The organism is Micromonospora sp. WMMD712 (genome assembly GCF_029581295.1).
GTDB classification, from domain to species: Bacteria; Actinomycetota; Actinomycetes; order Mycobacteriales; family Micromonosporaceae; genus Micromonospora; species Micromonospora carbonacea.
Genome location: NZ_CP120743.1, coordinates 6,080,446 through 6,097,100 on the forward strand (window position 1 = coordinate 6,080,446; position 16,655 = coordinate 6,097,100).

General features: G+C 73.6%; 14 protein-coding genes and 1 pseudogene. 11 read left to right on the top strand and 4 right to left on the bottom strand.

Features of this window, described 5'->3' with window-relative positions; all coding sequences use genetic code 11:
* Positions 1–154 precede the first annotated feature (154 nt).
* From O7633_RS26380 to O7633_RS26410, 7 genes are all read left to right on the top strand, one after another.
* The gene (locus O7633_RS26380; RefSeq protein WP_278132411.1) at positions 155–1,105 is read left to right on the top strand and encodes a UbiA family prenyltransferase; all 951 of its coding nucleotides are present in this window, start codon (positions 155–157) and stop codon (positions 1,103–1,105) included.
* Positions 1,106–1,213: 108 nt separating this feature from the next.
* The gene (locus O7633_RS26385; protein ID WP_278132413.1) at positions 1,214–2,296 is read left to right on the top strand and encodes a sensor histidine kinase; all 1,083 of its coding nucleotides are present in this window, start codon (positions 1,214–1,216) and stop codon (positions 2,294–2,296) included.
* A complete protein-coding gene (locus O7633_RS26390; protein ID WP_074478413.1) occupies positions 2,293–2,976 on the top strand; it encodes a response regulator transcription factor in 684 nt (227 codons plus the stop codon). The genes O7633_RS26385 and O7633_RS26390 overlap by 4 nt, the downstream gene beginning before the upstream one ends.
* Before the next feature lie 153 nt (positions 2,977–3,129).
* Positions 3,130–4,383, top strand: coding sequence for an AMP-binding protein (locus O7633_RS26395; protein WP_282324314.1), 1,254 nt, complete (start codon positions 3,130–3,132; stop codon positions 4,381–4,383).
* A 345-nt stretch (positions 4,384–4,728) separates the two neighbouring features.
* Complete coding sequence (locus O7633_RS26400) at positions 4,729–6,087, top strand: RICIN domain-containing protein (protein WP_278132417.1); 1,359 nt, start codon at positions 4,729–4,731, stop codon at positions 6,085–6,087.
* 171 nt (positions 6,088–6,258) lie between these two features.
* Positions 6,259–7,494, top strand: coding sequence for a hypothetical protein (locus tag O7633_RS26405; RefSeq protein WP_282324315.1), 1,236 nt, complete (start codon positions 6,259–6,261; stop codon positions 7,492–7,494).
* 404 nt (positions 7,495–7,898) lie between these two features.
* The gene (locus tag O7633_RS26410; RefSeq protein WP_282324316.1) at positions 7,899–9,716 is read left to right on the top strand and encodes a hypothetical protein; all 1,818 of its coding nucleotides are present in this window, start codon (positions 7,899–7,901) and stop codon (positions 9,714–9,716) included.
* A gap of 71 nt (positions 9,717–9,787) precedes the next feature.
* On the opposite strand, the gene O7633_RS26415 is transcribed toward O7633_RS26410, so the two are convergent.
* Positions 9,788–10,615, bottom strand: a complete 828-nt coding sequence (locus O7633_RS26415) for a DUF72 domain-containing protein (protein WP_278136352.1) — start codon at positions 10,613–10,615, stop codon at positions 9,788–9,790.
* A gap of 168 nt (positions 10,616–10,783) precedes the next feature.
* On the opposite strand from O7633_RS26415, the gene O7633_RS26420 reads away from it, so the two are divergent.
* Entirely contained in the window at positions 10,784–11,515 is a 732-nt protein-coding gene (locus tag O7633_RS26420) for a Clp protease N-terminal domain-containing protein (protein WP_178063563.1), read from the top strand.
* Between the two features lie 51 nt (positions 11,516–11,566).
* On the opposite strand, the gene O7633_RS26425 is transcribed toward O7633_RS26420, so the two are convergent.
* Complete coding sequence (locus O7633_RS26425; RefSeq protein ID WP_278132424.1) at positions 11,567–12,085, bottom strand: hypothetical protein; 519 nt, start codon at positions 12,083–12,085, stop codon at positions 11,567–11,569.
* Positions 12,086–12,308: 223 nt separating this feature from the next.
* On the opposite strand from O7633_RS26425, the pseudogene nfi reads away from it, so the two are divergent.
* A pseudogene (gene nfi, locus O7633_RS26430) lies at positions 12,309–12,929 on the top strand (deoxyribonuclease V).
* A 37-nt stretch (positions 12,930–12,966) separates the two neighbouring features.
* Here the strand turns inward: nfi and O7633_RS26435 are convergent.
* Together O7633_RS26435 and O7633_RS26440 are read right to left on the bottom strand one after the other, a co-directional pair.
* Entirely contained in the window at positions 12,967–13,476 is a 510-nt protein-coding gene (locus O7633_RS26435; protein ID WP_282324317.1) for an SRPBCC family protein, read from the bottom strand.
* Positions 13,473–13,871 (bottom strand): metalloregulator ArsR/SmtB family transcription factor, encoded by a 399-nt coding sequence (locus O7633_RS26440; RefSeq protein WP_282324318.1) that lies wholly within the window; start codon positions 13,869–13,871, stop codon positions 13,473–13,475. Before O7633_RS26440 ends, O7633_RS26435 begins: the two co-directional genes overlap by 4 nt.
* Positions 13,872–14,065: 194 nt before the next feature.
* Here O7633_RS26440 and O7633_RS26445 point away from each other — a divergent pair, with 194 nt between their 5' ends.
* A complete protein-coding gene (locus O7633_RS26445; protein ID WP_282324319.1) occupies positions 14,066–15,145 on the top strand; it encodes a hypothetical protein in 1,080 nt (359 codons plus the stop codon).
* Between the two features lie 68 nt (positions 15,146–15,213).
* On the top strand, positions 15,214–16,599 hold the full coding sequence (locus O7633_RS26450; protein WP_074478439.1) for a phosphomannomutase/phosphoglucomutase: 1,386 nt from the start codon (positions 15,214–15,216) through the stop codon (positions 16,597–16,599).
* Positions 16,600–16,655: the final 56 nt, after the last annotated feature.

Consider the following 16,655-nt stretch of genomic DNA (forward strand, 5'->3'; position numbering starts at 1 on the left):
ACCGTAAATAGCCTGCGCGGCGGAGGCCAAGGTGGCGCAGTAAATGTGGCCACGGAAGTGTCAATAGGTAGTAGGGGGTCTGCTACCTACGTCGTAGGCGTAAGTGAGTGGGTCGGGTGAACCGGGTAACGCGTTTCACCTCCACGATATTCACATGACCTACCACTCGGGAATTCGGTTCGACCGGTACACCCGGTCCGTCGGTGTCGTGCGGCCGTCGTCGGTGGCGGTCTTGGAAGGCTGCCGGCACGTGGTGGCGAGTTGGCGGGAGGCACGCCCCGTCGTCCAGGTCGTCTTCCAGCTTCGCTTCCTCGCGGGTGCGGCCGTGGCCGCACCGCAGGCGGTGCTGACCCGGCCCGGCTCGCTGCTGGCCGGCTCGTTCGCCTGGCTCTGCGCGACCTGGTTCGTGTACCTGCTGAACGGGCTCTCCGACCAGGTCGAGGACCGGCGCAACGGCTCGCCGCGACCGCTCGCCACCGGGGCGCTCCCGATCGGCGTGGCCCGGCGGATCGTGGTGGCCCTGGCCGGGCTCGCCCTCCTGTCGGCGGCGACGGTCTCGACGCGCCTGGTCGGGCTGGTGGCGCTGATGTTGGCCCTCGGCTGGCTCTACTCGGCCGGTCCCCGGCCGCAGAAGGGCAACATGTTCGGCTTCGTGCTGGTGGTGGTGTCGGGTGGGATCGTCACCTACCTGGCCGGCGCCGCCGCATCGGGCGGGCCGGTGGGCCCGGAGCTGGTCGTGCTGTCGGTCGCGATGTCGCTGTGGATGGCGCTGGGCGGCACCACCAAGGACCTCTCCGACGTGGCCGGTGACCGGGCGGCCGGCCGGCGCACCCTGCCGGTGCTGCTGGGCGACCGGGCCGCCCGCCGGTTGATGGCCGTCCTGGTGGTGGTGGCCGGCGGCGTGCTGCTGTCGGGCGCCCTGGTGGTGGCCCCGGTGCTGATCCTGCCGGCGGTGGTGCTGGCGATCGGCGCGACGGGGGTGGTCGGTTGCCTGCTCACCGGGGCCGGCGCCACCGGGCGTTGGCTCCAGCGCCGCCCCTACCGGCTCTTCATGGCCAGCCAGTACGCCGTGCACCTGAGCGTGCTGGGGTTCCTCCCCGCCTGACGGCGGTGTCGGAAGTGGACGGTTATCTTCGTCACTGCCCGCCAAGGGTCTACGCTCCGCTACAGGCACGCTACCGTGGTAGCCTCTGGCGAGACAGCGGGGGGGTCCGTGGCGAATCCGTACGCGATGCAGCCCGTGGCCGAGGCCGAACTGTCCTCGATGGCGCGCGAGATCGTCGAAGCGTTTCAGCAGTCACTGCATCAGCAGGAAAGTGACCTGGCCAGCGGTCCCGACGTCCTGGCGCAGCTCGCGGCACAGGTGCAGGCGGTGCTCAGTGACGTCGCGGCCCGGGTGTCCATGACGGAGGCGCCACCGATGGATCTGGTCGGCGAGGCCCGGTTGTTCGCCGTCGACATCGGTGCCGACCGGGCCCGGCGCGGCATCCACCCGGTCCAGTCGCTCCGCGCCGCGACCACGCTCTTCGAGGTGATGTTGCCGATCATCACGCGTGGCCTGCCGGCCGCGGACAGCGCCGGGGCGCTGCGGCTCAGCCGTGCGCTGCACGAGGCGATCATGGCGCGGGTCGCGCTGGCCTCGCTGTCGTACGTGGGCTTCCTGATGGAGAAGCTCCAGGCGTCCCGGCAGGAGGAGCGCACCCGGATCGCCCGCGAGCTGCACGACCGGGTGCTGCACGAGATGGGGCTCACCCTGCACCGGCTCGACCTGCACCGGCACTACGCCGACCGCGACCCGGAGCAGGCCCGCGCCAAGATCGACTCGGCCATCGAGTCGCTGGACGAGGCGGTCCGCACGGTGCGCGGCCTCTCCGCCGAGCTCCGTCGTTCCGTGGGCGAATACGGCCTGGAGCGCACCCTGCGCGGCTACCTGGAGGCCAACGTCCCGCCCGCGGTGCAGTTCTCGCTGGTGACCAACGGCGATCTCAAGGTCCTCCCGCCCGACGTGCTGGAGGAGCTCTACCTGATCCTGCGGGAGGCCGCCCGCAACGCGTTGCGGCACGCCGAGCCGAGCCGGCTGGACATCACGGTGGACGTGGGGGACAACGCGGTGGCCGCCATGGTGGTCGACGACGGGTGCGGCTTCGACACCACTGATCCGGAGCGCGCCCGGGGCGGCCTGCCGTCGATGTTCGAGCGGGCCCTGTTGCTGCACGGGCAGGTCGAAGTGATCAGCGCGCCCGGTCAGGGCACCCGCGTCGAGGTGCGGATCCCCTTCGCCGAGGCGGGCCTGTGACCGACGCGGACCGGCCCCAGATCCGGGTGTGCCTGGCCGACGACCACACCCTGCTGCGCGACGGCATCCGGGAGATGCTCTCCACCGAGCCGGAGTTCGCGGTGGTCGGTGAGGCGTCCTCCGGCCCGGAGGCGCTGGCCCTCGTGATGCGCCTGCGCCCGGACGTGCTGCTGCTCGACGTGGAGATGCCGGGTCCGGGCGCGGCGGCGGTGATCCGGCAGGCCCGGCGGGTGGCGCCGGAGACCCGGGTGATCGTGTTGACCATGCACGACGACCCGGACATGGTGCACGATCTGTTGGAGGCCGGTGCCGTGGCATACCTCCTCAAGACGATCCTGCGGGACGACCTGGTCGCCGCGGTGCGCTCGGTGGTCCGCCGGCCCACGCAGAGCGTCCTGCTGGCGGTCTCCCGCGAGACGGTGGAACGGCTGGACCGGCAGAAGCCGCGGACGAACGGCACGCCGTTGACCTCGCGGGAGCTGGAGGTCCTCCGGCTCACCGCGGAGGCGATGAGCAACGCGCAGATCGCCAGCCGGCTCTTCATCACCGAGGCGACGGTCAAGCGGCACCTCACCAACATCTACGCCAAGCTGCAGGCGGTGTCCCGGGTGGACGCGATCCGCAAGGCGACCGCCGCCCGGCTGATCAAGCCGATGGACGACCGGCCGAGCGCCCGCTGACGACCACGACACGCATCGTGAGGCATGACCGAGCCATGACCGGGGTCCCCTAGGTTGGTTCGGTCGGATGTCGTCGAGGTTTCGCCCGGTGTTCTCCCGGCCTCGCGCCGGCGGAATGTATGCCGGGCCAGTCTCCGGAACTGGGAGAGCCGCATGTCTCGGTGGAGGGAGTCCCGCTACTTTCAACTGGTGGTCAGCCAGGCCCGGGATTTCGCGGTCTGGCCCATCGGTCGACGGCCGCCCGCGGGGTGGCGGGTCGTGCCGTTCGCCGGCACCATCCAGGCCTGCGGCCGGCAGGTGGCGGAGCTGACCGGCGTGTCGCGGGCCGGCGACGCGGCACGCTCCCTCGCGACCGACGTCAGCCTCGTCGGCCTGCTCCGCAAGGCGGCGGGGGAGCAGCCCGACGCGCCGGCGCTGTGCGTCGGCGACCTGCGGCTGTCCTACCGGCGGTTGTGGGAGTCGATCGACGACGCCGCCGACCGGCTGGCCGCCGCCGGCGCCGGACCCGGCAGGCGGGTGGCCGTCGTCGGCGAGCGCGCCGAGGACCTGGTCGCCGCGGCGCTGGCGGTGCTGGCGGCCGGAGCCACCTGTGTCCTGTGCGTCGGCAGCCGCCCGGACGCGGCGGTGCGGGAGGCGCAGCCGGAGCTGGTGCTGACCCCGGCGGGAGCGGCTGCGCCCGACGGCTGGCCGGTGGTCCGGCAGCGCTGGCGCAGCGTGACCGGGGCGTTCTGGCAGGCCCATGGCCGCACCGGGCCGGCGATCGGCGCGCCGCCGGGAGAGGAGTCCGGACCGTCCCTGGTGGTGCCGCTGGCCGACGGCGCGGTGGGGGTGGTGTGGCGCGGTGCGCAGCTGAGCTGGTTGTCCGGGGCCTGCGGCCTGCCTCCGTCGGCCCACGGGGACCGGCTGAGCGTGCCGGCCTCGGCGGGCCCGCTGGTCGGCGTGGTGGCGGCGACCCGCGCGCTGCTGACCGGCGCGGAGCTGCTCCTGCCGGCGGCGCAGGCGCCGGGAACGGGCGGCTGGGGTGACGACACGGCGGGGCCGGCACGGTGGTCGCTGCACATCGACCGCAGCACCGGCCCGGCCGAGAGGACGGAACTGTTCGGCTTCGCCGAGACCTCGATGATGGCGGCGGTCGCGCCGGACGGCGAGGTGTTGACGCCGCTGCCGCAGCACCGGTGGCACGTCCTCGACCCCGGCTTCGGGCCGGTGCCGACGGGGGAGGTCGGGGAGCTGTTCCTGGGCGGCCCCATGCTGGCCGTCGGGTACCTCGACCGGCCGGACCTGACCCTGGCCCGGTTCCTGCCCGATCCGCTGGGCGGGCCCGACGGCAGCCGGATGTTCCGGACCGGGTGTCGGGCGCGGTGTCTGCCGGGCGGCGGGTTCGTGCTCGTCGACGGGGAGGACTGAGCGCGGGTCGACCGGCCGCAACCCGCCGGACATGGCATTGACATATCTCACTCGATGGCTCTAGGGTCTTGCCGAATCGGTTCGACGCCAGCGGACGGTCCGGGTTGCGTCCGGCTCCGCGCGGTGCGGATGCCGTCGACGATTCGAAGACCACCTGGTCCTGCCTGGGCAGCGAGACCGGAGATGGAGCCTGCGGACGCGGAGCCGGGCACCGCGGGCACGTCGTGCGCCTCTCCCGCGTTCCCCCAGTGGTGGGCGTGATCGGGAGCGGCAGTCGTGGCGTCAGGGGGATCGCCGTGGCCCCCGCACCCGAAGCAGTCCGAGCCGAGTGGCAGGAGCCCATCGATGGCGAAGCGCAGACCAATTCTCGGAACCATCGCGGCGGCGGCGATCCTCGTCGCCGGCGTGAGCGCGACGGCGCTGGCCGGAGGCCTGAGCGGAACCGCCTCGGCCGCGGGCGTCGGGGCGGCCGCAGCGACCGCGGGGTGCGGCAAGGCGCCCACGTTGACCAGCGGGCAGCGGTCCATCCAGAGCAGCGGCCAGAACCGCAGCTTCATCCTGCGGATCCCCGACAACTACGACCGGAACCACCCCTACCGGTTGATCTTCGGCTTCCACTGGAACGGCGGCACCGCCAACGACGTGGACTCCGGCGGGACGGACGGGGCGGCCTGGTCCTACTACGGGCTGCGCCAGCAGGCGAACAACAGCACGATCTTCGTCGCGCCCCAGGGCAACGGCAACGGCTGGGCCAACCCCGGCGGCCAGGACGTCACCTTCGTCGACGACATGATCAGGCAGATCGAGGCGGACCTGTGCGTCGACACGACGCAGCTGTTCGCGCTCGGCTTCAGCTACGGCGGAGGCATGAGCTACTCGCTGGCCTGCTCCCGGGCGACCGTCTTCCGCGCCGTCGCGGTCTACTCGGGCGGGCAGCTCAGCGGCTGTAGCGGCGGCACCCAGCCGATCGCGTACATGGGGATCCACGGCATCGGGGACCCGGTGCTCAACGTCTCCGCCGGCCGGTCCCTGCGCGACACGTTCGTGCGCAACAACGGGTGCACGGCGCAGAGCCCGCCCGAGCCGAGGGCGGGCAGCCTGACCCACATCACCACCACCTACTCCGGCTGCCGGTCCGGCTATCCCGTGGTGTGGGCCGCGTTCGACGGCGGTCACACCCCCGGCCCCGTGGACGGCGGCGGCGACAGCGGGGTGCGGACCTGGACCAAGGGCGAGGTGTGGCGGTTCTTCACCCAGTTCGACGGCACGGGCCCGAGCCCGTCGCCCACCGTCAGCCCGACCACGCCGCCGCCGGGCGGCACCACGCCCGTCCGCAACTCCGCCGCCGGCCGGTGCCTGGACGTCAACGGCGCCTCGCAGACCAACGGCGCCGCGGCGATCATCTGGGACTGCCACGGCCAGAGCAACCAGGCCTGGACCTCGACCGCGGCGCAGGAGCTGCGGGTCTTCGGCGGCAAGTGCCTCGACGTCAACGGCGGCGGCACCGCGAACGGCAGCTCGGTGATCATCTGGGACTGCAACGGCCAGTCCAACCAGCGGTGGCGGTTCAACGCCGACGGCACGATCACCGCCGTCGGTTCGGGCCGGTGCCTGGACCTGGTCAGCGGCGGCACGGCCAACGGAACGCGCACCCAGATCTGGGACTGCACCGGGGCGGCCAGTCAGCGGTGGAGCCGCAGCTGAGTCGCTGAACGTCGCGGACGAAACGGTGGATCCGGCGGGGCCCCGGCAGGCTATACATTGACGATAGCCGATTCATAAGGTCAACTTGTCGACGTGGTGGGCCGCTGGCGGCCTGCCGGGGCAACGCCGCCTCCGCCGTACAGGAACGACGTTTTGTGGGGAGAGCAGGACATGGACGGACATCAGGACGGCCGCCGGTGGGCGCGATGGGGGCGGGCGGCGCGGACAGCCGCCGCCGCGGCGGCGGCAGCCATCGGGATCGCGGCGCTCGCCGTCGGAGTCACGGCGGGCCCGGCCACCGCGGGCACGGGCTCCGCCGAGCGCGGATCGCCGAGCGCCGCGCTCGCCGCCGCGTCGGTGGCCCGGGTGGCCGCGGGTAACGCGCACACCTGCGCGATCCCCGCCGACGGGACGGTGTGGTGCTGGGGCGACAACCTCAGCGGCCAGCTCGGCGACGGGACCACCACGAACCGCACCACCCCGGTCCAGGTGGGTGCGGCCACCACCTGGGCGCGCATCGACGCCGGCACCAGCAGCACGTGCGGGGTGCGCACGGACGGGACGCTGTGGTGCTGGGGCGGCAACTCCAACGGGCAGCTCGGCGACGGGACCTCCACGAAGCGCACCACCCCGGTGCGGGTCGGTGACGCCACCGACTGGGCCAACGTCAGCGTCGCCGCCAACCACACCTGCGGCGTCCGGACCAGCGGCACCCTGTGGTGCTGGGGCCTGAACCGCAACACGCAACTGGGCACCGGTTCGTCCCCCTACTGGACGACCACCCCGTTGCAGGTCGGCACGGCGACCACCTGGGCGAGCGTCTCCACCGGCTACGCGCACACCTGCGCCGTGCGCACCGACCGGACCCTGTGGTGCTGGGGCGACAGCACGGACGGCCAGCTCGGCCTCGGCATCCTCAGCTATCGGTCGACGCCGACGCAGGTGGGGACCGCGACCAGTTGGGCCGGCGTGACGACCGGCTACGCGCACACCTGCGCGGTCCGCACCGACGGGACCCTGTGGTGCTGGGGCGAGAACGGGTACGGCCAGCTCGGCGGCGGCACCGGTTTCCAGACCACTCCGGTCCAGGTCGGCACCGCCGCCACGTGGGCCAGGGTCGACGCCGGCGTCGACACGTCGTGCGCGGCCCGCACCGACGGCAGCCTGTGGTGCTGGGGCAACAACAACTCCGGGCAGGTCGGCGACGGCACCACCACCCACCGCAACACCCCGACCCGGATCGGCACCCTCACCACCTGGACGGACGGCTTCGCCGTGACCTACCACGGCTGCGCGATCCGCACCGACGGCGGCCTGTGGTGCTGGGGCAACAACATCTCCGGGCAGGTGGGCGACGGCACCACCGTCAACCGGTCGACTCCGGCGCAGGTGGTCGTGCCGGCCTGACCGGAAGTCCCGTTCTTCTCCGCCGCGCGGGCCCTGGTCCGGGTGGCGTACCGGCGGAAAGGCCCTGGCCTGGGGTGTGAATCACCAGGCCAGGGCCTTCTTCTGTTCCCCCGAACCGGCAGGGCATTCGCCGGTGCCATTCGCGCCCACCGGGGGGACGGCTGACAGGAGCAGTCGTCGGCGGTACGCTGTGGGCGCTCGGAATCCGAGCGGCATATCCAATTCTGTCATTCAGCCGGATTTCTGTCGGACTTCCGGCAGTGATGCCGTCGACCGTTTACCGCGACCGCGTTCGCGATCCCTCCGATTACGGTGAGTGTCGCTTTAGTTGTGTCCGGTAATCGTCAATGCATCGTGACGGAGAGATTGTGTTGGGAGAGAGGGCATTGATGCATCGGCCCAGAATGTCTAGATGGCGAATGTTCTCCGCCGTCGCGCTCGGCGTCCTGCCGGTCCTTGCCGCCGCGCCGTCCGTCGCGGCGGTTCCCGGGGAGGCGGAGCGGCTGCCGCAGGCGTCGACGACCTTTGAGCACGAGTTGCTCGGAAAGGCCGTTCCCGACGAATGTTTCGCCGGCATCGGACAGCCCTATCCCGCCGGGCCGCCGTGCGCGCAGGGGCAGGCCAAGGTCAACCAGGCGTACGTATGGTCGCTCGCCCAGGCGAACAATCGCCTCTGGTTCGGCACCGGAGCAAATGTTAACTGCATCGTAACGGGGTCGACGCTCTCCCTGCCGAACCCGCGGCTGAACGACGACTATGTCTGCGAGTTCGCGAGCAGTCAGATTGTCGTACAGAATCCGACCATGCCGACAAACGTGGGCGATCACCGGCAGCCCCGGGTGTACGTATACGACCTGGCCTCCAAAGTGCAGACGGAGAAGACCAGCGTCATCACGAACGCGTCGGCCGACGACGCGTCCCGGCTGAAGAGGACGCTGGGCCTGCGGGCCGGCGGAACGCACCAGGGTGTCGTCCTGCTCGCCGGGCCGGCCCTCGGCCAGACGGTCAACATGTTCGCGTTCGACACGGCGACCGGCGATTACCTCGGGTCGGCCAACTTCACCAAGTACGGCAACATCCGCCACTTCCTCGTGGCCGGCGACGTCCTCTACGCGGGCGTCGGGGTCGGCGCCAACGGCCGTGACGGCGGGTACATGCTGCGCTGGGCCGGCGACCGGACCAACCCGTTCAACTTCGTCGAGGTCGGCAAGCTGCCCGCCCAGATCGCCGACCTGACGGAGCACGACGGCCGGGTCTTCGTCAGCACCTGGTCGGCGGCGACCGGCGGCTCGCTCGCCGCGCGTTCGACGGCCCGCACCGGCTGGGGCCGTCCCGGCGTCGCGCCGGCCGACGAGCCCAACCCCGCCGTCGCCGGCGTCTGGATGAGCCCGCCGCTGGCCGACGGCGCGCCCGGCCTGACGGAGGAGGACACCGTCGGCTGGAAGCAGGTCTGGAGCGCGGCGTCCTACGAGCCGGACCCGGTCATCGCCGGCACGTACGGCCTCGGTGCGCTGATGTCCTACCAGGGCTACCTCTACTGGGGGACGATGCACGTCCCGATGAAGTCGACGAGCGTGGTCGCCGACCTGTACCCGCCGGCCGACGAGACCGCGGCGCGGACGATGCTGGAGAACACCCAGCGCCCGGTGAGCATCTTCCGGGGCAAGCGGTTCGACACCGACCGGGAGAAGGTGGAGCTGCTCTACGGGGAGCGGGTGCTGCCGGCGTACGACCCGACGGCGAACGAGGGCGCGGGCGCCTGGAAGTGGACCCCCACCGGCTACAAGCCGAAGTACGGCCACAGCGGGTTCGGCAACGTCTACACCAACTACACCTGGACCATGGCCGTCGCCGGCGGCCGGCTCTTCGTCGGCACGATGGACTGGAGCTACCTCGCGAAGGACCTGCTGCCCGAGGCCGCGCGGCAGATGGGCTTCGCCAACGCGGCGCGCGGGCTGAGCGACGACCTGGACCCGATCGAGATCGACCCCGAGCTCTACGGCGGCGACCTGTACGTGTTCGAGTCGAGCCTGCGGCCCGCCACCGCGGTCGACACGAAGGGGATGGGCAACTACCTCAACTACGGCTTCCGCACCATGGTCGCCGACGGCTCGACCCTGTACCTCGGGATGGCCAACCCGATGAACCTGCGTACCGACCCGACCGACGACGTTCCGGAGGGCGGCTGGGAGCTGATCAAGCTCACCCCCACCGGACACTGAGCGGCAGCGGTGGGGCCGCCCGGCGCGTCCGGGCGGCCCCACCGGCTCTCGTCCGGGGGCGGCCCCGGTAATCAGAAGAGGGTGAGGGGCTCGACCGGCACCGGCTCGGGCAGCGCCCCGAGGCCGGGCACCCGGGCGCGCACCTCGTCGTGGAACCGGCGGGCGAGCGCCGGCGCGTCGGCGTTGTCCGGGGTGTGCACGAACACGGTGGGCGAGCGGCCCTCGCGCAGCCAGTCGGCGACCACGTCGACCCAGCGCCGCCAGCCCTCGACCGTCCGCCCGGGGTCGTCGCGGCCGAGGTACCGGACGATCGGCCGGTCGGTCAGCGCGCGGGTCCGCAGCGGCAGGCGCGGCTTCCGCGTCCACGCCTCCCGCTCCGCGTCGCTGGTCGGCGGGCTCGCGAAGAACGCGGTGGTGTCGAACGGGATCCACTCGGCGTCGGTGCCGGCGAGCGCCTCCTCGAGCAGCCGCGCCGCGTGGGCGTCGGCGAAGAACGCGGGATGACGCACCTCCACGGCCTGCCGGTGGGCCGCCGGGAGCCGCCGCAGGAAACGGGCCAGCGCGGGCACGTCGGCGGGGGCGAACGAGCCCGGCAACTGGACCCAGAGCGCGTGGGCCCGGGGCCCGAGCGGCTCGATCGCGTCGAGGAACGCGCGGAGTTCGGCGTCGGCGTCGGCGAGGCGGCGGTCGTGGGTGACGAGCCGGGGCAGCTTGACCACGAACCGGAAGTCCGGCTCGGTCTGCCGCGCCCACGACGCCACGGTGTCCCGGCTCGGCGTCGCGTAGAACGTCGTGTTCCCCTCGACCGCGTCGCACCAGCCGGCGTAGTGCCGCAGGCGCTCCTGGGCGGGCGACGGGTGCGCCAGGAAGCGCCCCTGCCACGACCGGTGCGCCCACATCGCGCATCCCACGTGCAGCCGCATGGGCCGACCCTATCCGGGCGCGCCGGGCCGGGGTCCGCCCCGGGTGGCACGGCTCCCCGGACCGGCGGCGGTGGTGTCGAACGTGGAGCCCCGATCGTCAACCTGGGGTTGACGATCGGGGCTGCGTCAACTTATGGTTGACGTATGACGGAATACGCCCAGCTTCCCAATCCGGTCCGGCTCGACGACCTCATCGCGGGAATCAAGAAGGCCCGCCCCGACGTGCTCGACCAGCTCGCCGACGCGGTCGTGGCCGCCGACCACCTCGGCGACGTCGCCGACCACCTCATCGGCCACTTCGTCGACCAGGCCCGCCGCTCCGGCGCGTCCTGGACGGAGATCGGCCGCAGCATGGGGGTCAGCAAGCAGGCCGCCCAGAAACGCTCCGCCGCCAAGGCGGAGACCGCCGCCACGCTCGACCCGAGCGCCGGGTTCGGCCGGTTCACCCCGCGCGCCCGCAACGTGGTGCTGGCCGCGCAGGAGGAGGCGCGGGCGGCGGGCCACGCCGAGATCACCCCGGGGCACGTCGTGCTCGGCCTGCTCGCCGAGCCGGAGGGGCTGGCCGCCGCGCTGATCGTGGCCCGGGGCGTACCCCTGGAGCGGGTCCGGGAGGCCGCCACCGCGGCCCTGCCGGCGAAGGCCGACCGGGTCCCGGAGCTGATCCCCTTCGACGCGCGGGCCAAGAAGGTCCTGGAGCTGACGTTCCGGGAGGCCCTGCGCATGGGGCACAACTACGTCGGCACCGAGCACATCCTGCTCGCCCTGCTGGAGGAGGAGGGCGGCGACGGCGTGCTCGGCGGGCTCGGCCTGGAGAAGGACGCCCTGGAGTCCGCCGTGGAGGGCGCGCTGGCCGAGCTCGCCCGCAAGCGGGCCTGAACCGCGTCGGGCACGCGCCACGGGGGCGCGTGCCCGACGTCGGGACGGCGGTCAGTCGGCGGCGGGGAACCCGTAGCGGGCCGCGTGCTCCGGGTCGGCCGGGTCGACCTGCCGGATGCCGGCGTCGGCGAGCCGCTTGTTCACCTCGTCGAGCTGCTCCCGGACCAGCCGGGCCTCCTCCTCGGTGACCCGCCCCCGGTGCGGCTTGCCGGCGTGCTCGATGGTGCCGTAGTCGACCTTCTCGGCACCCTTGCGGGCCTTCGGGGGCCGCACCCGCTCGGCGGTCTTCAGCAACTGGGCCATCGGCACGTCGGTGGCCATCGCGTCGAACTCGCTGGCCGTCAGCACCACCCGGCGGGGCTCGCCGCCGCCGTGCCGGTCGTGGACCTCGACCACCACGACGTCCAGGGCCGCGTCGTCGATGCTCTCCACCTCCGTCGCGGTGGCGTCCAGCTGCACGGGCCCCGCGACCAGGTCGGGGTGCTCCAGCACCACGACGCGGACCACCTCGTCGTCCGGCTGCAGAACGGTGCCGCTGAAGTCGGAGACGTGGATCGTCTTCTTGCCCATGCGCGGAGCTTCTCCTGTCGGTGACCGGTTGTCGGACCAGAAGAAATTACCCGACAGGTGTGCGAAAGGACGGGCTGGACCGGACGGGTGTGTCGCGCGGCGGCGGCCGGTCGGCACGCGGGGCCGAGGGCCGCAGGACGCCGCCTACGATCACCGGGTGGACACCCCGGTCGCCGCCCCGCCGCCCCGGACCGAGGCCGAGGCGCTCGCCGTGCAGGACCGGCTGCGGCCGTTGGTGGACCTCACCGGGCCGGGGCCCGCCGCGCCCGCGACCGTGGCCGGGCTCGACGTCGCGTACGCCGAGAGCGGCGACCGGCTCGCGGCGGCCGTCACCGTGCTGGACGCCCGGACGTTGGCCGTGGTGGACCAGGCGGTGAGCGTGGGCCGGCCCGCCTTCCCGTACGTCCCCGGCCTGTTCGCCTTCCGGGAGCTGCCCGCCCTGCTGGCGGCGTTGGAGCTGCTGACCGTCCGCCCGTAGCTGCTGGTCTGCGACGGGCACGGGCTGGCCCACCCGCGCCGGTTCGGGCTCGCCTGCCACCTGGGCGTGGTGACCGGCCTGCCGGCGATCGGGGTCGGCAAGACGCCGCTGGTGGGCCGCTGGGAGCCGCCGGCCGCCGCGCGTGGCGCCTGGTCCCCGCTGTGCGACGGCGGGGAGGTGGTGGGCCGCGTGCTGCGCACCCGGGACGACGTGAAGCCGGTCTTCGTCAGCGTCGGGCACCGGATGGGGCTGGAGAACGCGTGCGCCCGGGTGCTCGCGCTGACGCCGCGCTACCGGCTGCCCGAGACCACCCGCGCCGCCGACCGGCTCTGCCGCGCCGCGCTCGCGGCTGGCGGCACGGGGTGAGTCGGCCGTCGCCGCGCGGGTTCGGCCCCGCGCCAGTTCACGCCGGGTCGGCCCGGGTCGGCAGCGCCTCGAAGTAGGGCTTCATCGCCGGGTGGTAGTCGTCGAAGCTCGGTGCGGGCCGCCCGTCCCGCGCCGCCGCCAGCATGTCGAGGTAGTACTCCCAGCCGGGGCCCAGATCGCCGATCCCGTCGGTGGTGGCGAGGTGCTGGACCAGCCGGAGCTCGGTCCGGCCGGCGGAGTGCGACAGCAGCAGCTCGATCCGCCAGCCGCCGGGCCCGTCGGTCGTCGACAGGGCGAGCCGCCGGGGCGGCTCGCACGCGTCGATCCGCAGGTCGAACCAGGGCTCCTGGTCCTCGTGGGCCATCTGCACCCGGATCACCCGGCCGGGGGCGGCCTCGCCCTCCCACGGCCCGAACCACCGGGCGGTACGGTCGGATTCGGTCACGCTGGCCCACACGTCCTCGACGGGTGCCCGGAACGTGCGGCTGACGACGAGATCGTGGCCGCCGGGGACCGGGCAGAGCCGGCCGGTGGGTGGGCTGGTCATGCTGTCCTCTCCCGTGGGTGATCCGGCGCGTCGCGCCGGCGGCGCTCGCGACGGGTGCGATGGACCTCGGTCTCCAGCGCGTCGAGACGGCGCTCCCAACCGGCGGCGGCGGTGACCTGATCGGCGGCGGTGACCTGGCCCGCGGCGGTGAACTGGCCGAGCCACTCGACGAGCTCGCCGAACGGCGACGCGTCGAGCTCGTAGAGGCGTCGACGGCCGACGAGCGTGTCGCGCACCAGCCCGCTCTCGCGCAGCACCCGCAGGTGCCGGCTGACGGCGGGCCGGCTGATGACGAACCGGTCGGCGATCTGCCCCGCGGCGAGCCGCCGGCCGCGCAGCATCACCAGGATGTCGCGCCGCACCGGATCGGCGATCGCCGCCGCCACCTCGTCCACCGGTAAAGGGTAACCAACATGTTACGCGTCCGGCAAGGCGCCCCCGCCCCGCCCGCCGTGCCGGGGCCGGGTGAGAAGGGGACCCTTCTCTACCGCAGGCGTTAACAAGGGGCCCCTCCTTTCCGCGCCGCGCCGCGATCGGTGGCCGGTAGTAACCTGACCCGCGGACCCGGACGGGAGAAACGGCGGTGATCATGGCGCTACGTCGGCACGCGACGCGGCTCGCGGCGGTCTGCGTGATGCTGGGCGGCCTGGTGGCCGCCGGGGCGTCGCCGGCCCTGGCCGAGGGCGACTCGGTGCGGGTACGCGCCACCGACAGCTTCCGGCCGGGCGGCTCGCCCGGCGCGGTCAACGTCGAGGTGCGCAAGCGCACCGAGGGCTGCGTGGTGCTGCGCACCGGGCTGGGCCTGAGCCTCGCCGGTCTCGCCGCCAACCAGGTCACCGCGCAGGTGAGCCTCGGGGGTCGCTGGGTCCCGGTGCCGGTCTCCGGCGGCGGGGGAGCGGTCACCACGGGCCGGTCCGCCCCGACGAACCCGACCCTGTGCAAGGGCAAGGGCGTCACGATGCGCTACCGGCTGACGTTCGCGGCGGGGGCGCCGGGCGGCCGGCTCACGGTGGTCGGCGAGGCGGTCGACGGGCGGGGCCGGGCCATCGGCCGGGGGGCCGTCGCGTCCCGGGTGGTCGGGCCGCAGGCGGCGACGCCGTCGCCCACCCCGAGCCGCAGCCCGTCGCGGTCGCCGAGTCCCAGCCCGAGCCCGACGGCGGAGCCCACGACCGACGCCCCGACGGCCGGGGAGCCGACCCTGGCCGCCGTCGCCGCCGAGGCCGGCGGGGCCGGCACCGTGGCCGCGGCCGAGGAGGGCTCCGGCGGGCTGTCCTGGATCATGCTCTTCGGCGTCGGCCTGGTCGTGCTGGGCGTCGGCCTGATCGTGCTGCTGGTGCGCCGGTCGCGGGCCGACCGGGAGCCGGCCGACGACGCCGACGCCCTTTCCGGCGTCCCGTTGCCGCGCAACCCCGGCGGCACCACCTACCGGTCGGCCACGCCCGCGACGCCCGCGCCGGGCCGGACGCCACCGACCCCCGGGGTGTACGGCCGGCCGGCCGCGCCGCCGTCCGGCGGGGTCTACGGCTCGCCGGCCGCGCCGCCGCCCACCGGGGGGGTCTACGGCGGCGCGCCGTCACCCGCCAGGGGCGACGCGGCGGGGCCGGGCGAGCCGCCCGCGCCGTCCGGTGGGGGCGACGCGACGACGATCATGCCGCGCCTGCCCGGCTGAGGCCGGCCGCCCCCCGGTGCTCCGATACGCTCAGGCCGTTGGCGACCTGCGGCGAAGGAGCGAAGCGCGTGTCTGATCTGTCCCGGATCGTGAAGGCGTACGACGTCCGTGGGACGGTGCCGGACCAATGGGACGAACGCGTCGCCGAGGCGCTCGGGGCCGCCTTCGGGCAGGTGCTCGCCGCCGCCGGGGAGCCCGGCGACGCCGTGGTGATCGCGCACGACATGCGGGCCAGCGGGCCGGGCCTGGCGGAGGCGTTCGCCGCGGGCGTCCGGGCCGAGGGGCGCTCGGTGATCGAGCTGGGGCTGGCCTCCACCGACATGCTCTACTACGCCTCCGGCACCCTCGGGCTGCCCGGGGCGATGTTCACCGCCAGCCACAACCCGGCGCAGTACAACGGCATCAAGATGTGCCGGGCCGGCGCCCGCCCGATCGGCCAGGACAGCGGGCTGGCCGAGATCCGGGACCGGGCGCAGGCCCTGCTCGACTCCGGGGCCGCCCGGCCGGCCGGCGCGCCGACCCGGCCGACGCAGCGGCGCGACCTGCGCCCGGAATACGCGGCCCACCTGCGCAAGCTGGTCGACCTGTCCGGCATCCGGCCGCTGAAGGTCGTGGTCGACGCGGGCAACGGGATGGGCGGCTGGACGGTGCCCAGCGTCCTCGGCGACGCCGTGCTGCCCGCGCTGCCGCTGGAGATCGTGCCGCTCTACTTCGAGCTCGACGGCACCTTCCCCAACCACGAGGCCAACCCGCTGGACCCGGCCAACCTGGTCGACCTCCAGCGGGCCGTCCGCGCGCACGACGCCGACCTGGGCCTGGCGTTCGACGGCGACGCCGACCGCTGCTTCGTGGTCGACGAGCGCGGCGAGCCGGTCTCCCCGTCGGCGATCACCGCCCTGGTGGCGGTCCGCGAGCTGGCCAAGCACCCCGGCTCCACGGTGATCCACAACCCGATCACCTCGCGCGCCGTGCCGGAGATCATCCGCGAGCACGGCGGCGAGCCGGTGGTGACCCGGGTCGGCCACTCGTTCATCAAGGCCGAGATGGCCCGCACCAACGCCGTCTTCGGCGGCGAGCACTCCGCCCACTACTACTTCCGCGAGTTCTGGTTCGCCGACACCGGCATGCTGGCCGCCATGCACGCGCTCGCGGCGCTCGGCGGGCAGGCCCTGCCCCTGTCCGAGCTGGCCCGCGAGTACGAGCGCTACGTCGCCTCGGGTGAGATCAACTCCACGGTGGCCGACCAGGCGGAGAGCATCGCCCAGGTGCGGGCCGCGTACCCGGAGGCGGCGGTCGACGAGCTGGACGGGCTGACCCTGAGCTTCCCCGACGGCGCCTGGTTCAATCTGCGCGCCAGCAACACCGAGCCGCTGCTGCGGCTGAACGTCGAGGCACCGACCGAGGAACGGATGATCTCCCTCCGCGACGAGGTGCTCGACCGGGTTCGCCGATAAGATCCCCTGCGCCGGCCGGCACCGCCGACCGCCGCCTACGCACCCGTGGAAGGAGC

Excerpts from the sequence above, each read along its gene's own strand:
- O7633_RS26380 (WP_278132411.1), top strand. The coding sequence starts at position 155 with ATGACCTACCACTCGGGAATTCGGTTCGACCGGTACACCCGGTCCGTC.
- O7633_RS26395 (WP_282324314.1), top strand. The coding sequence starts at position 3,130 with ATGTCTCGGTGGAGGGAGTCCCGCTACTTTCAACTGGTGGTCAGCCAG.
- O7633_RS26400 (WP_278132417.1), top strand. The coding sequence starts at position 4,729 with ATGGCGAAGCGCAGACCAATTCTCGGAACCATCGCGGCGGCGGCGATC.
- O7633_RS26405 (WP_282324315.1), top strand. The coding sequence starts at position 6,259 with ATGGACGGACATCAGGACGGCCGCCGGTGGGCGCGATGGGGGCGGGCG.
- O7633_RS26410 (WP_282324316.1), top strand. The coding sequence starts at position 7,899 with ATGTCTAGATGGCGAATGTTCTCCGCCGTCGCGCTCGGCGTCCTGCCG.
- O7633_RS26415 (WP_278136352.1), bottom strand. The coding sequence starts at position 10,615 with ATGTGGGCGCACCGGTCGTGGCAGGGGCGCTTCCTGGCGCACCCGTCG.
- O7633_RS26420 (WP_178063563.1), top strand. The coding sequence starts at position 10,784 with ATGACGGAATACGCCCAGCTTCCCAATCCGGTCCGGCTCGACGACCTC.
- O7633_RS26425 (WP_278132424.1), bottom strand. The coding sequence starts at position 12,085 with ATGGGCAAGAAGACGATCCACGTCTCCGACTTCAGCGGCACCGTTCTG.
- O7633_RS26435 (WP_282324317.1), bottom strand. The coding sequence starts at position 13,476 with ATGACCAGCCCACCCACCGGCCGGCTCTGCCCGGTCCCCGGCGGCCAC.
- O7633_RS26445 (WP_282324319.1), top strand. The coding sequence starts at position 14,066 with ATGGCGCTACGTCGGCACGCGACGCGGCTCGCGGCGGTCTGCGTGATG.